The organism is Ensifer sp. LC384 (genome assembly GCF_001695865.1).
Lineage (GTDB): Bacteria > Pseudomonadota > Alphaproteobacteria > Rhizobiales > Rhizobiaceae > Ensifer.
Genome location: NZ_MBST01000026.1, coordinates 1 through 17,352 on the forward strand (window position 1 = coordinate 1; position 17,352 = coordinate 17,352).

A 17,352-nucleotide genomic window follows, 5' to 3' on the forward strand; every position below is an offset into this window, starting at 1 on the left:
GGACCGGATTAAACGGGATTTTGCTTCGCAAAACCCGGATGGCGCGGGGTGGAGCAGCCCGGTAGCTCGTCAGGCTCATAACCTGAAGGCCGCAGGTTCAAATCCTGCCCCCGCAACCACTGAGACTTGAATATTTGCCCATTCAAGTCGCTTCACAGAAAGCTCCTCCGCGTATGCGTCGAGGAGCTTTTTTTGTTTCTGCTCCGTCTCGAGCTCGCCGGTGCGCAGCTTCTCCAGATAGTCGTGGCGCTTTAAGGCCTCGAACTGCTTCTCCAGGATCGTTGCCGCTTCCATGGCCGCGAGGATCGAGGCGATGCGGCCGTGAACTTCAAGCGAAGCCGGCTGATGGCCCGGCGTCTTGCCGATCACCACCTTCTGCACGAACTGGCGCACAATGTTGATGAAGGGCTGTTTCGTTTCGGTGTCGGCGTGTTCGCGCATGTAATAGAAGGCGGAGTTGAGGACCAACTCGACGGCTTCCGGACTGACCTGCGCCTTCAGCTTCCTGATCTTCTCCCCGAAATCTTCCTCCGCAGGCGCCTGGTTCAGCCGGGCCTCGAGGCCGGCGCGACGCTCCTCAAGCGTGTCGAGCATATCGTCGAGGGCGGCAAGGCGAGGGCGGCCCTCGGCCGCGCGATCGCTGATCTGCTGGATGATCTGGCGCTGTTCCTGTTCGGCAGCCTTCAACTCCCCGGAAATGCGCTGGCGCTCGTCGGGTTCCTTCTTCATCGAGGCTGCGAGGTTCTGGCGCGCCTGACCGGCGACATCATCGAAGACGCCCATGCCGAAGAACGCGGCGGGGAGGCAGGACAGAACGCGGTCCTCCAGGTTCTTGCGCAGGATGGTCTTCTGGTTGGAGCAGCAGGCGCCGTCGAGGCCATCGATTGGCAGCTTGTTCTTGTGGTTCGAGCAGCCGTAGCGTTCCTTGGCCATGATGGCGTAGGAACCGCCGCACTCGGCGCATTCCAGCATGCCGCTCAGCAGGTAGCTCGGGCGGTGTGTCCTGTTCAGCCGATTGGTCTTCGTCCGCGAAAAGTTCTCCAGTGTCGTCAGTTGCCGTTCCTTCACGCGCGCCCAGAGTTCATCGCTGACGATGCGCATGTGGGGGACTTCCGTTACGACCCAATCGCTTTTGTCGTTGAGACGGGCCGTGCGGCGTTCGGTCTCCGGATTCTTGCGGTAGTTCTGCTTGTTCCAGACGATCCGGCCGACATAGAGTTCGTTGTGGAGGATGCCGCTCTGGCGCTTGCCGTCGCCACGGATGGTGTCATCGCGCCAGTACTCCTCTTGGGGCGCCGGAACGCGGCGCGCATTGAGGCTCTGCGCGATCGCCGCCGGACTGACGCCGTTGGCATATTGCTCGAAGATCCAGCGTACGATCTCGGCCTGAGCGGGGTCGATCTCGCGCAGGCCCCGGATACGGTCGCCGTTGGCGTCGCGCTGCTGGCCGAGGCGGTAGCCGTAGGAGAGGCGGGTGGTCGCCTTGCCCTTGCGCGCCGCCGTCTTCATGCCTTCCCGCGTGCGGAAGCGGACCTGCCCGACAAGTTCGTGACTGAGCATGGCGCGAAACGACATCTCCATGTCCGTAACCGGGGTGCCGGCATGGACCGTCCAGAGATCGACATCGCGATAGCGCAGTTCCTTGAGGATCTTATGGCTGTGCTCGATGTCGCGCGACAGGCGATCGACAGTCACGCAGAGCACCACGTCGATGCGCTCCTCCTTCACGCGGGCGAGAAGTTGCTGGATGCCTGGGCGCAGCATGAAGGACGTTCCGCTGATCGCAGAGTCGGCATAGGTCTCGACCAGCTTCCAGCCCTGCTTCTCGACAAAGGACTTGCCGAGTTCGACCTGCGTTTCGATCGATACCTCGTCCTGGCGGTCGGTGGAGTAGCGGGCATAAAACAGAACGGTCTTGGTCATCTGCGGAATTCCATCTCAAACAATCTCTTTGGTGAACACTGGCCGGCTTTGCCGGCCAGTTTGATGCGGATCTGCTCGCGGGGCCGCAGCTATTCTGCAACGTCCCGTGCTGCCAGATGCTGGCGCTGCTTCACGCGGTGCCAAAGGTCCTGGGCGACGATCTGAAGTGCCGGCACGAAGTCGAAATCGTGATGGCCGGGTACCCAGGATCGGCCGAGATAGATCTCGTCGTTGAGGATGCCGTTTCTTTGCGTGCGGTCACCGCGGATCGTGGTGTCGCGCCATGGCTTGCCGCGAGGACCGGTGACACCCGCTGTGTTGAGGAGTGCTGCAATCCTTGCCGGCGACATGCCCTCGGCATACAACTGGAAAATCTGCTGTACGACTTGGGCGGCGTCCGCATCCACGGCCGTGAAGCCGAAGATGTATTGCTGATCGGCGTTGAAGGCGCCTGTATAGCGATAGCCATAGGAAAGCGGCGCGAGGTGTTCGGCCTCGTAGAGTTCGTCCGGCATTGGCGCGATATAATTGCCGCGTCCGAACAGGCCGCCCTGATCATCGTAATAGTATTCGATCAGGTCATTGGCCTTGATCTGAACGCCAGGATCGGCCGCCCAGACCTCGATGTCCTTAGCGCCAAGCTCATGCAACAGCCGTTCAGCAACGGCATGCCTTGAGCACAAGCGGTCCAGCGTATGGCAGAGGATGACATCGATCGTGCCCCCTTCAATGTAGCCAAGGAGTTTGCGGGCACCCGGCTGCGCCGTGAAGACGACTTCGCCGATGTCTATATCGCGGCAGATAGCTTCCAGCGTCCAGCCTTTTTCCTTGATGAAGGGCTTCGCATAATGGAGTTGTGTCTCGAAGCAGGCTCCAAGATGGAGTGTGGTCGAACTGCGTGCATAGAACAGAACGTTCTTCGTCATTGTGGTCCTCAGTTAAAATTTTCCTTGGGAGACATGGTAGCCGGCGGCGGGAGACCTGGGAGCCCCCGCAGCGCTGCCGGGCCGTCATGGCCTGGCGTAACTGGTGATGGAAATTTACGACCAGCCGTGGAAACCGTCCGTGGCGCGAGGTGATTGGGGATGGCAATAATTGCCGCAATCACGCTCGTCGGCGTCGGCGTGGCTAGTAGCCCATAGAGGCGCGGTACGCCGCGGCCTCGGCGGTGTTGCCACGAAGGCGGCCACCGCGCCGGGGCTCGAGGATCTGCTCCTCAAGACTGTCGCGGGCGCCGAGCCAGTACCAACCGCCCTGATCGGGCAGGATCACGAACACCTCGTTCGGCGTGACCCTGATGCGGGTTGCTCCCGTCTCAGCCTTGATCGCCTCACGAAAAAGCTGGTCGCGTTTGCCGTTCGCTCCTGCCTTCTTCGCCTTCGATGCCGGCTCCCTAGAAGCGATCGTCGAAGGGGCGATGCGCTTTGTCAAAACCAGCACGTGGCTGACCGACTTGCGGCGCCCCTTTGCCTCGTCGATGTCGATCACAACCCCGCGGCTGAAGACATCGCAGAAAACTCCGCCGCTCACGGCAACGCCATGCGTGCTGAGATACACGACGCAGGGATGATCGCGCTCCATTCCGGTTCTGGCATTGAGATAGGCAGCGAGCGTCGGCCGGTCAGGAAGATGGCGCCAGTATCCGACATATCCAAGAAGGCGCAGTGCCCCCTCGATATCTCCGTCATAGGTTCTTTTGATCGTAGGGGTGCGTGGGAAGTCGAGCCACCGCGAGCCGTAGCGCACCTGGCGGATTGCGTCTTTCGCTTTAGACAAACTGACGCCGGTGATCGACGCGATAACACCCGGTCCGGAATACAGGCGGGATTTGGTGTCGTTGTCGACATCGTGCAGGTAGCGAGTTTTAACTGTTCCGGCAGAGGGGGCAGCCGCAATCGCCTCGCATTTTACGGGCCCGTTCGAACCCGGCGTGGTATTCGACGGAATGCAGCCGGCAACGTTCAAGTTGCCGCAGAGGGCAGCCAGAATATCCTGGAGATCCCCTTCAGACTGGACGAGTTTGGAGGTGTCGTTTTTGTGCTGAGCTGTACGCGACATGATGAGTCCTTTCTCTCGCGGTTCGCCTTCGTCTTCGAAGGCGAACCGCGCGAAGAAACTCCTCGCGCATGCGGCCGGTGCAGATCGCGAAACCGGGATCTGTCTTGCACTCACTGTCCCGGAACGGCTGGATCGTGGCGCCGTCGACATGGAATACGTGAACCATGGGCGCCTCCTTTCCGTTGCGGGCTGGCCTGTTGAACACTTGTCGGCGCTAATAGCGCACAAAGCCTGGGACTTCTCAAGTGTCTGTATCTGCATGGTTATCCATGCCAATTTGCCGAAAATCGCCATGAATCTCGAAATGGTACAGCGGGAGCCACTGCGCGCTCGGAAGACGCCATCGGACGCCCGGACCGCGGTTCAGTCGTTGTTAAGTATGTATTTGCAAAGGCCCGTGGCCAATGTGCAACACTATGGTTTGGCAGTGGCCTGTCCGTCAATCGTGACCCGCTGGTCGGCTCCTGGCACCCCGCGAAAACGCCGAAACATTCGATTCAGAATCAAACGGCGTTTAACCGAGTAATGGGGGGAGGAGACGTAGAGCGTGCAAACGCCGTTAGGCGTTCCAACGGCAGCGCAAGGTTGAACAGGCCGGAACCGTAGGGCAGGTAGAGCGAAGCTGCTCAGTCGCCTTCGTCGGCACCATCAGGATAGAGCAGGTGGGGCTTGCGCCGGAAGGGTGAGCCGCCAGTTCGGTATTTGTAGATGAGGTCTTCGAGAACGGACTCGCATTGACGATTGTCAAAGCCCTGCTCGGCCAGCATCGCAACGACCCTTTCCTTGAACTTCTCGAGCTCCTCGTGCTGGTCTTTCTCGATCGCCCGGGTGACCAGCCAATAGAGGGCGACCCGGGCAACATCATCACGTCCAGGCCGCTTCGCCTTCCTATCGGCATCGCGGAGCTTTTGCTGTCGCTCGCGCTGTTTGCGGTTGCGGATCGCCTCGGACTTCGCTGGCATACGCTCTTCCCCGTTGGGTCTCCGGCTACGCATGTCAGACCACCGTCCCTCCGGCAACGCCGTTTGCGCGGAATCGACGATCCCGGTTTATGAATCGTTTTTTTGGAGTTCGGAATCGAATGAGCGCAATTTGAGATGCATTGCGGGCACGTTGAAGCAGGTCGAGGTGACTTGGCGAGGGGCAAACGGCGTTCGCGAATCAAAAGACCAGCGTTCGGAATCGGAAATCTCGAAGCCGGAATCAAATGACCGCAATTTGTTTTAACGTGCGGACACGTTGCGATGACGTGTGCGCAGCCTGACTGGAATTGCCAGCCGTCTGCGGCTGCGACTATCGCCCGCTGCGGGCCATGTTCGCCGTCTCGGCTGCCGACCACGGTCCATCCACGGAGCCGGGTGTCTGTCTACCCTCCGTACCGGCGTACCGCGGCGTGACCGGCTTCGCAGATGATAGGGAACGGACGTTGTGCATGGGCGACGTGGAGATGGCCAGGTGTACTTGGCGCTCCATTTTTTGTCCCTGGCACGTCTTCGGCCAGGCCGTCCGGGCGGGTGGCCGCGTGATCCGGCTTCGCTCTTTGATTTGATATGAATGTAATATTGCCCATTATTGAGGCATAAGTTCCCAAAAATAATTACAAAAACAAGTTTATATCGGTTAAATTTTGGATAATTAGAAAGTTTCTTCGCGGATATGCGATCAAAAATAAAGATTTAACGCGAAGCTATATTATGTTTCGTTTTTACTTGAATTTGCAAGGCGGCGATATTGGTGCGATCATAGTGTCATTCGATGAGTGATTCATCGGATGAAATAGTAATGCGTAGCACGGAGACTTTCATGCGCACCAAGACCACCAAGACGACCGCGACCACCGCCTTCTCCTATGAAGACAATGGCATCGGGCAGTCGCTGCGCGAGCAGCTCGAAACCAGCGCCGCCCATATCTTCGACCTCGGCCGCCGCACGACCGAGCAGACCTTCGAACTCGGCGATCATCTGGCCCAGGCCGCGGACCTGCTGGCCGACGGCCGGTTCGACAAGTGGGTGAAGATGCGCTGCGGCCTCGCACCGCGCAGCGCCCGCAATTACACGGCGGTGTTCCGCAATCTCACGCCCTACCGCGACGATCTGGTCGATCTCTCGGTCGGGGCGACGGTGCTGTTCCATCTGAGTTCGGCAACGACCGATCAGGTCAAGGCGGCCATCGCCTTCGCCGAGGAGAACGGGCGTCTGCAGGTCGCCGATGTGAAAGCCATTCTGGCTGGCGGCGAGGAGGGCGGCGACAAGCCGGAAAAGGACGATCAGTTCCAGCTTGGCGGTGTTGGGGGGCTGAAAGCGCTGATCGCGATCAAGAGCCGCGAGGGATTGAAGGCGTTCGTCACCCATGTCGCCGCGATCTGCCAGGCGATCGAGGCTGCGCTGGCCAAGCCGCGTGTGATCAAGGAGGCATTGGCGCGGGAGGTTGAAGATCTCGCCCGGGTCGCTCGCCTTGAGTTGGAAAGTCTGGCGCAGTTCGTGGAGCCCGATAGCGATCTGCGCCGTCATCCGCGCTCGACGCAGTTTCCGAAGAAAAGCGAATGGGCGGTCGTGAATGAAACGCTGCAGAAGCTTGGGCTCTTCGATGTGTGGCCGAAGTCCAAGGACCTTCCAGGTTGGCTTCGCAATGAGGTCGTACCGGTCCTCGACTGGGCGATCTCGACGGACCGCAAGCCGAAATGGCCGCTTGTCGAGCAAAGAGCCTTGGCTGCCGAACAGGCGGCCCCTGTTGAGGCGGACAGCGTCGTCGACCGGCAGGATGCCGCCTCGGACGTGTCGAGTGAGGTCCCGAGTGAAGTCGATGACTCAGACGAGCGGATCGAGCGGTTCGGCGCGGCGCTGGAAGAGGCGACCGGTGGCTTCATGACGGCCAGCCGTGAGGTGCCGCGAAACCGCAAGCCGTTTGCCAAGGTGCCGCCGCTTGCGGACGACTTCGTCGCCGAGATTGAACATGCGCCTGCCGTCACGCCGTAAGGGCAGCTTGCTCGAAGGCCGGTAGACCGGCCTTCCCGCCGAACTCGAAAGGGCCGCGCTGCGGCCCTTTCTTTTGTGCTCGAACGGCAAGTGGAACACGCTGCCAGTCCACATCGCCGCTAGAAGCATTCATCGGCCTTGGGCCTCGTGAGCCCGGCATTAACCTTGTTCCGGTCCTGTTCTCTTTTTTGTTCCGGGGTCCTTGAGCCCGGCTCCCGGTCCTGCCAGGGTAAGGCCGTTCGGAAGACCGGACACAAAACGGCCCAAGGCAGCGCGCCAACGCTACCAAGGGCCTGACCCTCAGCCTTCTGGAAAAGGAATCGGGCTATGACCACGCATACTCTCTCTGTCCCCGCCGGGGAAGTTTTCCGTTCGACCGCCGCCGCGGCCTCCATGTTCTCGCAGCGCTCGTTCGGCTTCGGGGCCTGCAGTATCAGCGAACCGGCTGCCCTACGCCGCCATCCGCATATCGTTCGCTTCGCTGAAGTCGAGGCCGATCTCGATCTGCTGACCGATCGCGCTATCGCGGCCATTGCCGACGGGGAACCGATCGAGGACGAGATCCTCGGGCACTACGTCAATATCGCCTCGCTGGTTCGTGCCGTCTCGTTCCGCGAAGGCAAGCTCTTGGAGCAGGCGGTCGAGCGGCTGGCGAAAGCCAATCCCAACGTTGTCGTCTTGACGCAGTCCCTGAAACTGCCGCTGGTCAAGGCGGCGCTCGAAGCCGTTTCCGGCAACGACTGGTCCTGCCTCGACGGCATCAAACTCGATTGCGAGGCGCCGGCCAAGGGCAGCTATACGCCGGACCTGATCCTTGTGAACCGCGCCCGGCACACAGGCTACATCCTCGACCTGAAGCGGTCGCTCGCCTCCTATGGCGACACCAGCCGGCTCGAGGAGTTGAAGCTGAAGATGATGGCGTCGGCGATGGTGCTGCCGGACTGGCTGTACAAGAACCACAAGCGCATGATGGTCGACACCGTTGAGGTGGCGATTGTCGATGGCGCCAGCCGCCCGAGCGATCATGCCACCGGCATCTGGGCTCTGTCCGAGATCGACGACCTCTTGGAAATCGATGGTGTCGCCGCCTGCATGGCCGAGTTGCGTCTGCGCTTCGGCCGCCGTGTGCAGCAGCTTCTCGAGGCCGAAGCCCGCAGGGCCCTCGGCGTGGTGATGGTCGCGTCGGATGCGGCCGCTACATTGCCCATGCCAGGCAAGCCGCTGATCGCGCTGAACGGTTCGGCGCGTAGCTATGAGGAAGAGCTGGCGATGGCCCCGCGAGAAGACGACGATGGTCATTATGACCTCGGCTGCTTCGACGATCATGACGATGAACCGGAACCGGTCCGTATCCGGGTTGGCTTTGCCCGTCGCCCCCGCCGGCACTGACGAGCCGCTAGCTCGCCGGCACTGACAGCGGCCGCGCCGAGTGCGTGGCCCGCTTCCCCTTCTTCCATTCCGAAAACGCCGGATGCCTAGGTGCACTGGCGAGGAGACAGTCATGTCCATCGATGCCCACAGCCCGTCTGTGGCCGGCTTCCGTTGCGAGCCGATCACGACCGATATCCTTGCGTCGTCCTGCGTTCACAGCAGGCTGATGTCCAGTGCTGAACCCTCCGACGTGAGCCGTCGCGACGATCCGGCCGTTCTCATCGGCCTGGCATTCGCCTTCGTCCGGCAAGGTCCTCTGCTTGACGGCCTTGTGCCGGAAACTCTGATGCTTCGGTTGCGTGCTCTTGCCGATGGCGGCAACGCGGCATGCCGCCTGCTGCTCGATTGGTTGCGGAACCGCAACCGGGATTTTGGTCAGTCAGGAACCGTGCGACTGACCCTGCCGATGACGGTCACTGTTCTCGCTGATGCCCATCGGCCACGCCGCTCGCCGCGCGAACGTGTGTTGGCGACAATCCCGAAACCGGGTCCCATTGATGGGCGGCGGCGTGGTCGGACGCGACCGCGCGATCCGGCGCCGAACGCCAGAACGGCAATTATTGCCGCGGAGACCGGAGGCCGGATTGATGGATAAGCTCGCTCGTCTGTTTGTTCATCGCCTTCGGCATCTTGCCCGTCGCGAGGCGCGCCGGGTCGCACTGCGCAATGGTCTGCTCGAGGCCAGGATGGTCGATGTCGATGGTCATCTGCTTTGCCGCTACAGTCCGGCTTTCGACACGACAAGGCTGAGCGGCGATCCGATCCGTGATGGTACCTGGTTCCGGCGGAATTTTGGTGATTGGCTTATCCCACCGAAGGAGAACAGCAATCCGACGTCCGGCTCTGGTGGCGATGGTGTCATGACCGCCGGGATCATTCATCCGCCGTTCGCCTCGCAACTCGTGGCCCTCCCTCAGGCGCGTCGCGGCGCAATCGCGCAAGACGCAGTGCTGGGCAATATTATCGATCGGCGTGCCTATGCCGTCGGTCTTGTGGATCGGGCAACGGCTATGCCACTGGTCAGTCACATCGTTGCAACCCTGGTTCTGGCACGCGCGGCCGAGAGTGGAAGGCGTTCACTTCGGGAGATCGTTTATGCGCTGACCCGCTTGACACCGGTTGTCACCCTCCATGCGCCGCTCGATGGCTTCGAGCGAGAAGTGCTTCGGCTCCTTGAAAAATCCCGGCTGGTGCCTGGCGGCCCGTTCGCAATCGTCGAGTCGGACCTCATGTTCAACGACGATTACTTCGACGTCGTGGAAGGAGAGACACGCAGGCGTCTTATGACATTCTCGGGCGCCGGCGTGCATCGCGTCACCGGCAATGCCCTGCGCCGGCGGATGATCAGTGCGCTGTCCCGCGACTTTCCGATCCTCGCCGTCGCGGAGAAGCAATCGGACATTCCATCCCTGCTGCGCATCTCCGCCGATCTGTCGCTGGAAACGGGAAAACTCGATCGGAGGTTCGTCGCTGATCTGGTCGAGGTGCTCTATCCGAACACGGTAATCGAGACGCTGGGCCTGCCGTCGGATTCCGAGGCGCGGTGGTTGTCGGTCGAGGATCTCGTTCTTGCCTTCCGTCCGGGGCGCCATGTCCGAGACGTGCTGCATGTCCTTGCCATGCTCATCGAACGCAATCGCAGCGATTTCGAGAAGGCGGATGGCGGTGAGGGTGGCGACAACGCGTCCGGATCGGGATCGTCCAGTACCTCGACCGAAAAACTCCAAGGATCGGACGAGAAGTCGAAGCCGTCCGACACCGAAAACAACGGCCGCTGGAAGAAGGACAAGCCGTCCGGCGCCGAAGTCATCCAGCCGGAACTTTTGCCGACGGCAGGTGAGATCGGCCACAAGCCGCCCGTGACCGTCGAAACGCTTTCCGGATATGGCAAGGCGAAAGACTGGGCGCTCGATCTCAAAATCGATCTCGACGATTACCGTGCCAGCATTCTGGCCTGGTCGGAGATGAGTACCAAGCTGCTGCTGTCCGGTCCGCCCGGTACCGGCAAGACGACGTTCGCCCGGGCGCTGTGCAACAGCCTGCAGATCCCGCTGGTCGTCACCTCCGTCTCGACTTGGCTGCAGGGCGGCCATCTCAACGACGTGATCGACCGGATGAACAAGACGTTTGTCGAGGCACGGGCCATGGCGCCGGCGATCCTGTTCATCGACGAGATCGACGGCATCGGCAAGCGGCAGCCCGCCGAAAGGGAATATGCCGACTACTGGAATGCCGTCGTCAACAAGGCGCTCGAATTGCTGGACGGCGCCGTCAAAAGCGAAGGGCTGATCATCGTCGGCGCGACCAACCGCCCAGGCGATATCGATGAGGCCATCAAGCGGTCCGGACGGCTGGAGACCCATATCGAAATCCCCAAACCCGATGTGCCGACGCTCGCGGAAATCCTTGCCCATCATCTCGGCGACGATGTGATGTCGCTGATGCAGGAGCCAGAGGCGGATGTCCGGTCGGAAGTCGATGATGGGTTCTCGCTGAAGAAGATCATCGTCGACCATCTGAAAGAAGAGGCAGAGGACGAACGGAAGGGAGCTAGCCGATGACCGCGACGAGCAAAATCAGCACCACGACAACGCCGGCAGCCGCGCAACAGGCGAACTCTGTCGATGATATTTTGAGGCGTCTGGCAACGCGGGCGATGGGACTGACAGGCGCGGATATCGAGCGCATCGTCCGGGAGGCGCGACTGAAGGCGCGTCGTGGCAAGCGCTCGATCCGCTTCGAGGATATCGAAGACGGTATCCGCGGCAATCGTCCGCCGACGCCCTATAGTCTGCGTTGGCGCTGGGCATTCCATGAGGCAGGGCATGCCGTCGTCCATCATGCCCTCGATCTCGGACCTGTTCGTGGTCTCAATATCGACACCGGTCAGGGTGGTTACAATCTCGTCGGGTTCCATCTCTGGGCGACCGACACACGCGACTGGTACGAAAACATGCTGACCATGCTTATGGCCGGACGGGCCGCCGAGAAACTGATGCTCAAGCGCATCTCGGCTGGCTCAGGTGGCGCCGACGACAGCGATCTGGCGCGGGCCACGCGGATCGTTTTCGATATGGAACGGACCCTTGGCTTCGGGAGCGAGCATCCGCTGCTCTACCGTCCCCATCGCGATCCGGGCGAGGTGTTCGGTCGTGAACCCGAACTGGCGGCTCGTGTTCATGGAAGACTGGAAGCGGCACTCGACCGGGCGGCGACAATTCTCAGGAGGCGCGGGCCGACCTTCCATGCCCTCGCCAAGGCGCTGTTCGATGCCCAGGCAATGGATGAGACGGCGGTGCTGCAAATCCTGACAGACGGTGATCTGACGCCCTGAAACCGATAGTCATACGGCTGATGAGGAGAGCCGGAGAGCAGGATGAGTGTCGCGGTCGTCGTCCATCGTGATTGATGGCGACGTCGCGTACTCGTCGAGGCCCCGCGGTACGTCCGGTGCCTGGCAAGGACAACCGCTTTTTCGGCGGCGCGGCAAAAGCAGCAAATTTGCGAGGCCGCGGTGTCCGTCCGCAAGAGCCGCCTGTACGGGGCAATTGATCGTAGGAAGAATGTGTTTCAGGACGAAGGTCCGGCGCGAGAAGTGAGTAGTTGCCGCAGATATTGGGGAATGCAATGAACGTTGCGAGTCACTCAGCTCTACCCGACGCCGCCGGTTGAGAGGCTTCCATTCTACGGAAGGAACTTTTCAAGCCAGTGTACAGCGTGTCGGCGATGCGGGCGAGAACATCGGCAGGCTAAGCCTGCGGATCGTGGATTATCACTACAGCCTCGATTGCCACGCTTCAGCGATAGTGGCGCCGAGAGGATCGACGCTGGGACGTCGATCCTGGGGCAATGCCGGGCACAGGGCTGCCGTATGCGAGGTGTGTGGAACCTGGACGTCCCTGAACCACGCCGGCTCTTCGAAGCGGCATGGGCAACTTTGCCCTCCGGCTCAGGCGGAGACGGGCTGGTGATCGAAAATGAACTTGCGCCACCGATCGATTGTATATTTCGTGAAGATCCCGTTCAGGAAGAAGGGGTCATTTTCGATGTAGTCCACCGCATCCTGCCGCACTTCGGAATCGAGGATAATAAGGCCCCCGCTCGGAAAATCATCATCATCTGGAAAGAGACCTCCGCTCGCGATGATACGAGGTGCGTTGCTCTTCACGTACTCAAGGTGTACCGCGCGCAGTTCCCTTTTTCGTTCGAGAACGCCGGGATCGTCGTGGAACATAATAACGTAAGGCATGTGTATCTCTTTCGACCTCGCAGCCACTACCAGAAGGATTTCAACTCACTGGATCGTCGTTTACCCTCCTACCGAATCTTCCACGCCCTGATCAAAAAGCTGTTCGATGCTCAGGCGCTCGACGGCACGGCGGTCACGCGCATTCTCAACGGTGACGGCCGCGGGTAGGAAGAGCGGCGGGGAAGTGCCTGGGTGCTGCCCGGTCGGCGGAATGCTAAACGCGTTCTCCCAACCTCATCTCAATGCGTGCGCACATCAAATTAAATTAAATTGCGCTCATTTGATTCCAGCTTCGAGATTTTCAACTCCGAAGGCTGCCCGAGTGATTCACGAACGGCGTTTACATCCGATAAATACTGGGAAGTAGTGGGGGTAGCGGTTCGAGCCCCTTCAAGGCGATGACCGTCTTCAAGTAAAGCTGCCAGAGGGCTAAAGATATCTGTTCAGGCAAGTGCGTTTTCGAACGCAGCGACGATCGCTTTAACAAGTCGCGCGGTAATCCGGTCCTTCTGCCAAAGGGCGGTCATCTCTACTGGAGACGAATCCCACTCCGGCAATACGCGGATAAGCGTTCCGTATGCCAACTCTGCCTCGATCATGAAGTTTGGCAGGTTTGCCACACCGAGTCCTGCCACTGCGGCCTCGATGAGGATCGTCTGCCGGTTCGCGGCAAATCCAATCCTGGGTGTAACATTGGTTTTGAGACCATCGCGGTTCCGCAAATCCCATTCGACCAGATCGCGGCGGATCGCAAGCGCTGGGATTTCCCTAAGATCCTGCGGCTCGACGATCTCCGGGTGCGCGGCAAGAAAGCCGGGGCTTGCGACAAGTGTTCGAGGCAGGCTGGCGATCTTCTTTGAGATCAGTCCGGAATCCGCAAGCGAGCCCATCCTCACGACAAGATCGTAGCCTTCCTCGATCAGTGATACCCGGCGGTCGGCAAGGGTCATGTCGATGACAACGTCGGGATAGCTCGTCTTGAACTTGATCAGTGCGGGCCCAAGCACCTCCGTCGCCATGTCAGGAGGCAGGGAGAGGCGGATCGTTCCGGAAAACGCGACCTTCTCGTCCTGAACGCCGGAGATCGCTTCCTCGGCGAGCAGAAAGGCATCGCGACTTCTGTCGTAGAGTTGCTGGCCGCGCTCAGTGAGCACGATACCCTTCTTCGTTCGCCTCACGAGGCGGACATTCAGCGTGTCCTCGAGCGCTGAAAGCCGTCGAGACAACGTGGCTTTTGAGATGCCTGTGGCGCGCTCGGCTGCTGCGAGGCCGCCAGCCTGGGCAATGTGAATGAACAGCGCTAGGCCGTCGAAATCTCCGAATGTTTTCATGTTTCATAAATGGAACGCGAGCTTGGCATTTTTCAAGTCTCCCGCGTGAAATGTTTCAAGAATATCTTCTTCGTCAAGCAATCACGCTTTCAAAACCAAAGGAGATCATGTCATGTCGAAGCTGTTCACCCCTGAAAATTCCGCACTCCTCCTGATCGACCACCAGGTCGGCACGATGCAGCTCATCAAGAACATCGACGTCGAGCAGGCCAAGCGCATGTCGCTGGCTCTCGCCAAGGCAGCAAAGATCCTCGGTATCCCCACCGTTCTGACCTCCAGCCAGGAAGAGCGCCTGCAGGGCCCGCTTCTCCCGGAACTGGAAGAAATCCTTCCCGAAGCTTTCGCAAATCGCGTGAAGCGCGAGGGCATCGTCAACGCCTGGACAGACGCCAACTTCAAGGCAGCCGTCGAAGCCACGGGCCGCAAGAACCTGATCATGGCAGGTGTCACCACCGACGTGTGCCTCGTGTTCCCGGCGATCGATGCGGTCGGCGAAGGTTACAATGTACAGGCCGTGATGGATGCTTCGGGCTCGCCCTACGAGCTCTCGGAAGACATGTCCCGCCGCCGGATGCAGGACGCCGGCGTGATCCTGACCGCCACCAACACCATGATCGCCGAGCTTGCCCAGAACTGGGGCACGGAAAACGGCCAGAAGCTGATCCAGTTGCTGTTCACGGAAGTCCTTCCGCCGATCGGCGCCTGATCCCCGCCGCGCCCGCAGCATGAAGGAGAAAGACATGAACATTCACGCAACTCCCGCCATCGGGACAGGGATGGTTCCACCCGAGACCCATCAGCAGCGGGCGCATGGGCCATTCCAACTTCGCCGCATCCGTCCCGGCATCACCTTGGGGCGGAACGACCCGGGCTTCGGCGGTCTCGGTACCATCGACCATGCCAAGCTCCAGCCGGGGCTGGTGGTGAGGATGCACGAGCATCGCAACGACGAGATCATCAGCTACATGCGTGCAGGCCAGATGAAGCACACCGACTCGGCCGGGCACAGCGAGGTCCTATCGTCCGACCGCCTGATGGTGATGAATGCAGGCTATGGCTTCTCGCATGAGGAGGAGGTGGTCGGTCGCGACCGGATCGAAATGCTGCAGATCTTCGTTCGTCCGGAAACGGCCGATATGAAGCCCGAGGTCCAGTTCGTCGAACTCACGGAAGCGGAGCGCAACGGGCAATGGCGACTGCTGACAGGCCCCGTGGGGTCGGATGCACCGACCTTCGTCCGCCAGCAGGTCTATCTCTACGATAGGCATCTGGCGGCAGGGGAGACTGTCAGCCTTCCTGCCAAGGACGGATTCGACCGCTGGTTCTACGTCTTCGAAGGGAATATCTCCGCAGGCGAGCAGGACATCGAAAAATACACCGCGCTCATGGTCGGCGATAGTGAGCCGCAGTTCGAGGTCGCCGCAAACGTGGCATCCGATGTCGTGGTCTTCTTGGTGGATCGCAACGCCGCCTACTCGCGCGACGGCACTATGAGCGGCTGAGACTGCTCCAATGACTGCTCCATCATTGGAGCAGTCATTCCCAAGGTTGGGATTTTATACCGCACCCGCACCAAACGCTCTTTCGATAAAATGGCACTCGACTGCCCATGCCGATGCCGTCGTATGCGGTGATGTCCTGCCACGCAATAAAGGAACTGGAGTACCATCATGTCCAAAGGAACAGCCGTCATCACCGGAGCCGCCACCGGCATCGGACAGGCCTACGCCCAACGCCTTGCCGCCGACGGGTTCGACATTGCGGTCGCCGACGTGGGCGATGCATCCGAGACCAGGGCCATCGTCGAGGCGGCCGGACGCAAGTTCTTCTCGGCGAAAGTCGATGTCACGTCACCGGCATCGACCGCCGAATTCGCAGCCGAAGTCGAGAAGGCGCTGCCACCCGTCACCGCGCTTGTGAACAACGCCGGCATCTATCCTTGGAAGCCATTCGCCGAAACCGACTACGATCTCTGGCGCAAGGTCATCAGCGTGAACCTCGACGGCCCGTTCCTGATGTGCAAGGCCTTCGTTCCCGGGATGATCGAGCGAGGCTACGGCCGCATCGTCAACGTCGCCAGCACGACATTCTGGCTGAACACCACTCAGATGACCTCCTACGTCGCCAGCAAGGGCGGGGTTATCGGCTTCACGCGTGCTCTCGCCGGCGAAGTCGGCGCCTCCGGCATCACCGTGAATGTCATTGCACCCGGATTGACCAACACCAAGAGCATGCGCGGCGAGAACGAGGAGATCTTCGACTACCTCCCCAAGGTCCAAGCGATCCCGCGGGTCATCGAGCCATCTGACATCGTCGGTGTGATCTCATTCCTGTGCTCCAAGGATTCGTCCTTCGTCACTGGTCAGACGATCGCGGCTGACGGCGGCAACGTCCGCAACTGAACATTACACCGCTGTCCATTCGCCCCGTTCGTTGCATGTGACGAACGGGGCGAATCCTATTTCAGTCGCGCCTTCAGGAACTCGATGAATCTTTGCGTCTTAGCCGGCAGGAGCCTTGTCTCTGTGATTGCATAGACCGGGTTGGGAGCGCCGCACCAGCCGGGGAGCACCCGCTTCAGCCTGTTGTCCGCCAACTCCTCGGCAACGATCTCGTCCGGGAGCATTGCGATACCCATGTCGAGGGTGGCGAGCCTGCGTATCATGCCAACGCTGTTGAGTCGGAAGCGACCATCGATGGCGGTGTCCACGACTTCGGATCCATCGGTCAGGCTCCACACCTTCGCCTTCAGCATGTAAAGGCATTGGTGGTCGACCAGCTCGGACGGATGCTGCGGTTCGCCGCGCCGCCCGAGGTATCGCGGCGATGCGAAGAGGTGCGGCGAGAGCTTGGCCAGCGGCCGGGCGATCATGTGCGACGGTTCCGGTTCTCCGATCCGGATAGCAACATCGAAAGGCTCCGCCACCAGATCCACTCTTCTGGGCGTCAGATCGAAATCGAAGTCGATCCCCGGATAGAGCTCAGCAAATTCGGCGATGAGAGGCGCGAGGTAGGTGTTGGCGAAATCGACCGGCAGGGACACCCTGAGGGTGCCACTTGGCTGATCCAGCATGTCGCCCAGTTGCTCGTGTGCAAGGCGCGCCTCATCGACAATTCGCTTGCAGCGCTCGAAGTAGATCTGGCCTGCCTCAGTCAGCTCGATGCGGCGCGTTGTCCTGTGGAGCAGACGCAGGCCGATCGCCTTTTCCAGCGCGCTAATGCGGCGTGAGAGCGTCGAGTTGGGGACCTTTATGATCTCGGCTGCCCCGCGGAAGCTCTTCGCTTTCACCACTTCGACGAACAGCGCCATATCGTTCAGAAGTTCCAAATCATTGCCTCAAATATGGATCAATCATTTCCACATTAGGCACTTTATATCGTTGT

Annotated in this window: 15 protein-coding genes and 1 tRNA gene; 9 read left to right on the plus strand and 7 right to left on the minus strand. The window is 60.4% G+C overall.

Annotation, left to right across the window (positions count from 1 at the left end):
* Window positions 1–42 precede the first annotated feature (42 nt).
* Window positions 43–119, plus strand: a tRNA-Met gene (locus BC363_RS20065).
* Here BC363_RS20065 and BC363_RS33640 read toward each other — a convergent pair.
* From BC363_RS33640 to BC363_RS20085, 4 genes are all read right to left on the minus strand, one after another.
* A complete protein-coding gene (locus BC363_RS33640; RefSeq protein WP_083223523.1) occupies window positions 76–1,923 on the minus strand; it encodes a recombinase family protein in 1,848 nt (615 codons plus the stop codon). The two genes, BC363_RS20065 and BC363_RS33640, sit on opposite strands and share 44 nt — an antisense overlap.
* An 89-nt stretch (window positions 1,924–2,012) precedes the next feature.
* Window positions 2,013–2,849, minus strand: coding sequence for a recombinase family protein (locus tag BC363_RS20075; RefSeq protein WP_065783834.1), 837 nt, complete (start codon window positions 2,847–2,849; stop codon window positions 2,013–2,015).
* A 202-nt stretch (window positions 2,850–3,051) separates the two neighbouring features.
* Window positions 3,052–3,981 carry a hypothetical protein gene (locus BC363_RS20080; RefSeq protein WP_244519914.1) on the minus strand — a complete coding sequence of 310 codons (930 nt, stop codon included), beginning with the start codon at window positions 3,979–3,981 and terminating at the stop codon, window positions 3,052–3,054.
* 626 nt (window positions 3,982–4,607) lie between these two features.
* A complete protein-coding gene (locus BC363_RS20085; RefSeq protein ID WP_065783837.1) occupies window positions 4,608–4,943 on the minus strand; it encodes a hypothetical protein in 336 nt (111 codons plus the stop codon).
* An 841-nt stretch (window positions 4,944–5,784) separates the two neighbouring features.
* Here BC363_RS20085 and BC363_RS20095 point away from each other — a divergent pair.
* The 5 genes from BC363_RS20095 (at window position 5,785) to BC363_RS20120 (ending at window position 11,722) form a co-directional block, all read left to right on the plus strand.
* Window positions 5,785–6,957, plus strand: coding sequence for a hypothetical protein (locus BC363_RS20095; protein ID WP_065783840.1), 1,173 nt, complete (start codon window positions 5,785–5,787; stop codon window positions 6,955–6,957).
* Window positions 6,958–7,284: 327 nt separating this feature from the next.
* Window positions 7,285–8,346, plus strand: coding sequence for a hypothetical protein (locus tag BC363_RS20105; RefSeq protein ID WP_065783844.1), 1,062 nt, complete (start codon window positions 7,285–7,287; stop codon window positions 8,344–8,346).
* 112 nt (window positions 8,347–8,458) lie between these two features.
* Window positions 8,459–8,983 carry a hypothetical protein gene (locus tag BC363_RS20110; RefSeq protein WP_065783846.1) on the plus strand — a complete coding sequence of 175 codons (525 nt, stop codon included), beginning with the start codon at window positions 8,459–8,461 and terminating at the stop codon, window positions 8,981–8,983.
* Complete coding sequence (locus BC363_RS20115) at window positions 8,976–10,949, plus strand: ATP-binding protein (RefSeq protein ID WP_065783848.1); 1,974 nt, start codon at window positions 8,976–8,978, stop codon at window positions 10,947–10,949. The genes BC363_RS20110 and BC363_RS20115 overlap by 8 nt, the downstream gene beginning before the upstream one ends.
* On the plus strand, window positions 10,946–11,722 hold the full coding sequence (locus tag BC363_RS20120) for an ATP-dependent Zn protease (protein ID WP_065783851.1): 777 nt from the start codon (window positions 10,946–10,948) through the stop codon (window positions 11,720–11,722). Before BC363_RS20115 ends, BC363_RS20120 begins: the two co-directional genes overlap by 4 nt.
* Before the next feature lie 615 nt (window positions 11,723–12,337).
* On the opposite strand, the gene BC363_RS20125 is transcribed toward BC363_RS20120, so the two are convergent.
* Window positions 12,338–12,637 carry a YciI family protein gene (locus tag BC363_RS20125; protein WP_065783854.1) on the minus strand — a complete coding sequence of 100 codons (300 nt, stop codon included), beginning with the start codon at window positions 12,635–12,637 and terminating at the stop codon, window positions 12,338–12,340.
* A gap of 443 nt (window positions 12,638–13,080) precedes the next feature.
* Entirely contained in the window at window positions 13,081–13,968 is an 888-nt protein-coding gene (locus BC363_RS20130) for a LysR family transcriptional regulator (RefSeq protein ID WP_065783856.1), read from the minus strand.
* Between the two features lie 112 nt (window positions 13,969–14,080).
* Between BC363_RS20130 and BC363_RS20135 the strand changes: the two genes are divergently transcribed.
* The 3 genes from BC363_RS20135 to BC363_RS20145 all read left to right on the plus strand — a co-directional run bounded on the left by BC363_RS20135 (window position 14,081) and on the right by BC363_RS20145 (window position 16,370).
* Complete coding sequence (locus BC363_RS20135; RefSeq protein WP_037134019.1) at window positions 14,081–14,674, plus strand: isochorismatase family protein; 594 nt, start codon at window positions 14,081–14,083, stop codon at window positions 14,672–14,674.
* A 34-nt stretch (window positions 14,675–14,708) separates the two neighbouring features.
* Entirely contained in the window at window positions 14,709–15,470 is a 762-nt protein-coding gene (locus tag BC363_RS20140) for a pirin family protein (RefSeq protein WP_083223519.1), read from the plus strand.
* Between the two features lie 168 nt (window positions 15,471–15,638).
* Window positions 15,639–16,370 (plus strand): SDR family oxidoreductase, encoded by a 732-nt coding sequence (locus BC363_RS20145; RefSeq protein WP_065783860.1) that lies wholly within the window; start codon window positions 15,639–15,641, stop codon window positions 16,368–16,370.
* Window positions 16,371–16,426: 56 nt separating this feature from the next.
* On the opposite strand, the gene BC363_RS20150 is transcribed toward BC363_RS20145, so the two are convergent.
* The gene (locus BC363_RS20150) at window positions 16,427–17,296 is read right to left on the minus strand and encodes a LysR family transcriptional regulator (RefSeq protein WP_065783861.1); all 870 of its coding nucleotides are present in this window, start codon (window positions 17,294–17,296) and stop codon (window positions 16,427–16,429) included.
* Window positions 17,297–17,352: the final 56 nt, after the last annotated feature.

What these genes read in the sequence shown, in the direction of transcription:
- BC363_RS33640 (WP_083223523.1), bottom strand. Translation starts at nt 1,923, where the DNA reads ATGACCAAGACCGTTCTGTTTTATGCCCGCTACTCCACCGACCGCCAG.
- BC363_RS20075 (WP_065783834.1), bottom strand. Translation starts at nt 2,849, where the DNA reads ATGACGAAGAACGTTCTGTTCTATGCACGCAGTTCGACCACACTCCAT.
- BC363_RS20080 (WP_244519914.1), bottom strand. Translation starts at nt 3,981, where the DNA reads ATGTCGCGTACAGCTCAGCACAAAAACGACACCTCCAAACTCGTCCAG.
- BC363_RS20085 (WP_065783837.1), bottom strand. Translation starts at nt 4,943, where the DNA reads ATGCCAGCGAAGTCCGAGGCGATCCGCAACCGCAAACAGCGCGAGCGA.
- BC363_RS20095 (WP_065783840.1), top strand. Translation starts at nt 5,785, where the DNA reads ATGCGCACCAAGACCACCAAGACGACCGCGACCACCGCCTTCTCCTAT.
- BC363_RS20105 (WP_065783844.1), top strand. Translation starts at nt 7,285, where the DNA reads ATGACCACGCATACTCTCTCTGTCCCCGCCGGGGAAGTTTTCCGTTCG.
- BC363_RS20110 (WP_065783846.1), top strand. Translation starts at nt 8,459, where the DNA reads ATGTCCATCGATGCCCACAGCCCGTCTGTGGCCGGCTTCCGTTGCGAG.
- BC363_RS20115 (WP_065783848.1), top strand. Translation starts at nt 8,976, where the DNA reads ATGGATAAGCTCGCTCGTCTGTTTGTTCATCGCCTTCGGCATCTTGCC.
- BC363_RS20120 (WP_065783851.1), top strand. Translation starts at nt 10,946, where the DNA reads ATGACCGCGACGAGCAAAATCAGCACCACGACAACGCCGGCAGCCGCG.
- BC363_RS20125 (WP_065783854.1), bottom strand. Translation starts at nt 12,637, where the DNA reads ATGCCTTACGTTATTATGTTCCACGACGATCCCGGCGTTCTCGAACGA.
- BC363_RS20130 (WP_065783856.1), bottom strand. Translation starts at nt 13,968, where the DNA reads ATGAAAACATTCGGAGATTTCGACGGCCTAGCGCTGTTCATTCACATT.
- BC363_RS20135 (WP_037134019.1), top strand. Translation starts at nt 14,081, where the DNA reads ATGTCGAAGCTGTTCACCCCTGAAAATTCCGCACTCCTCCTGATCGAC.
- BC363_RS20140 (WP_083223519.1), top strand. Translation starts at nt 14,709, where the DNA reads ATGAACATTCACGCAACTCCCGCCATCGGGACAGGGATGGTTCCACCC.
- BC363_RS20145 (WP_065783860.1), top strand. Translation starts at nt 15,639, where the DNA reads ATGTCCAAAGGAACAGCCGTCATCACCGGAGCCGCCACCGGCATCGGA.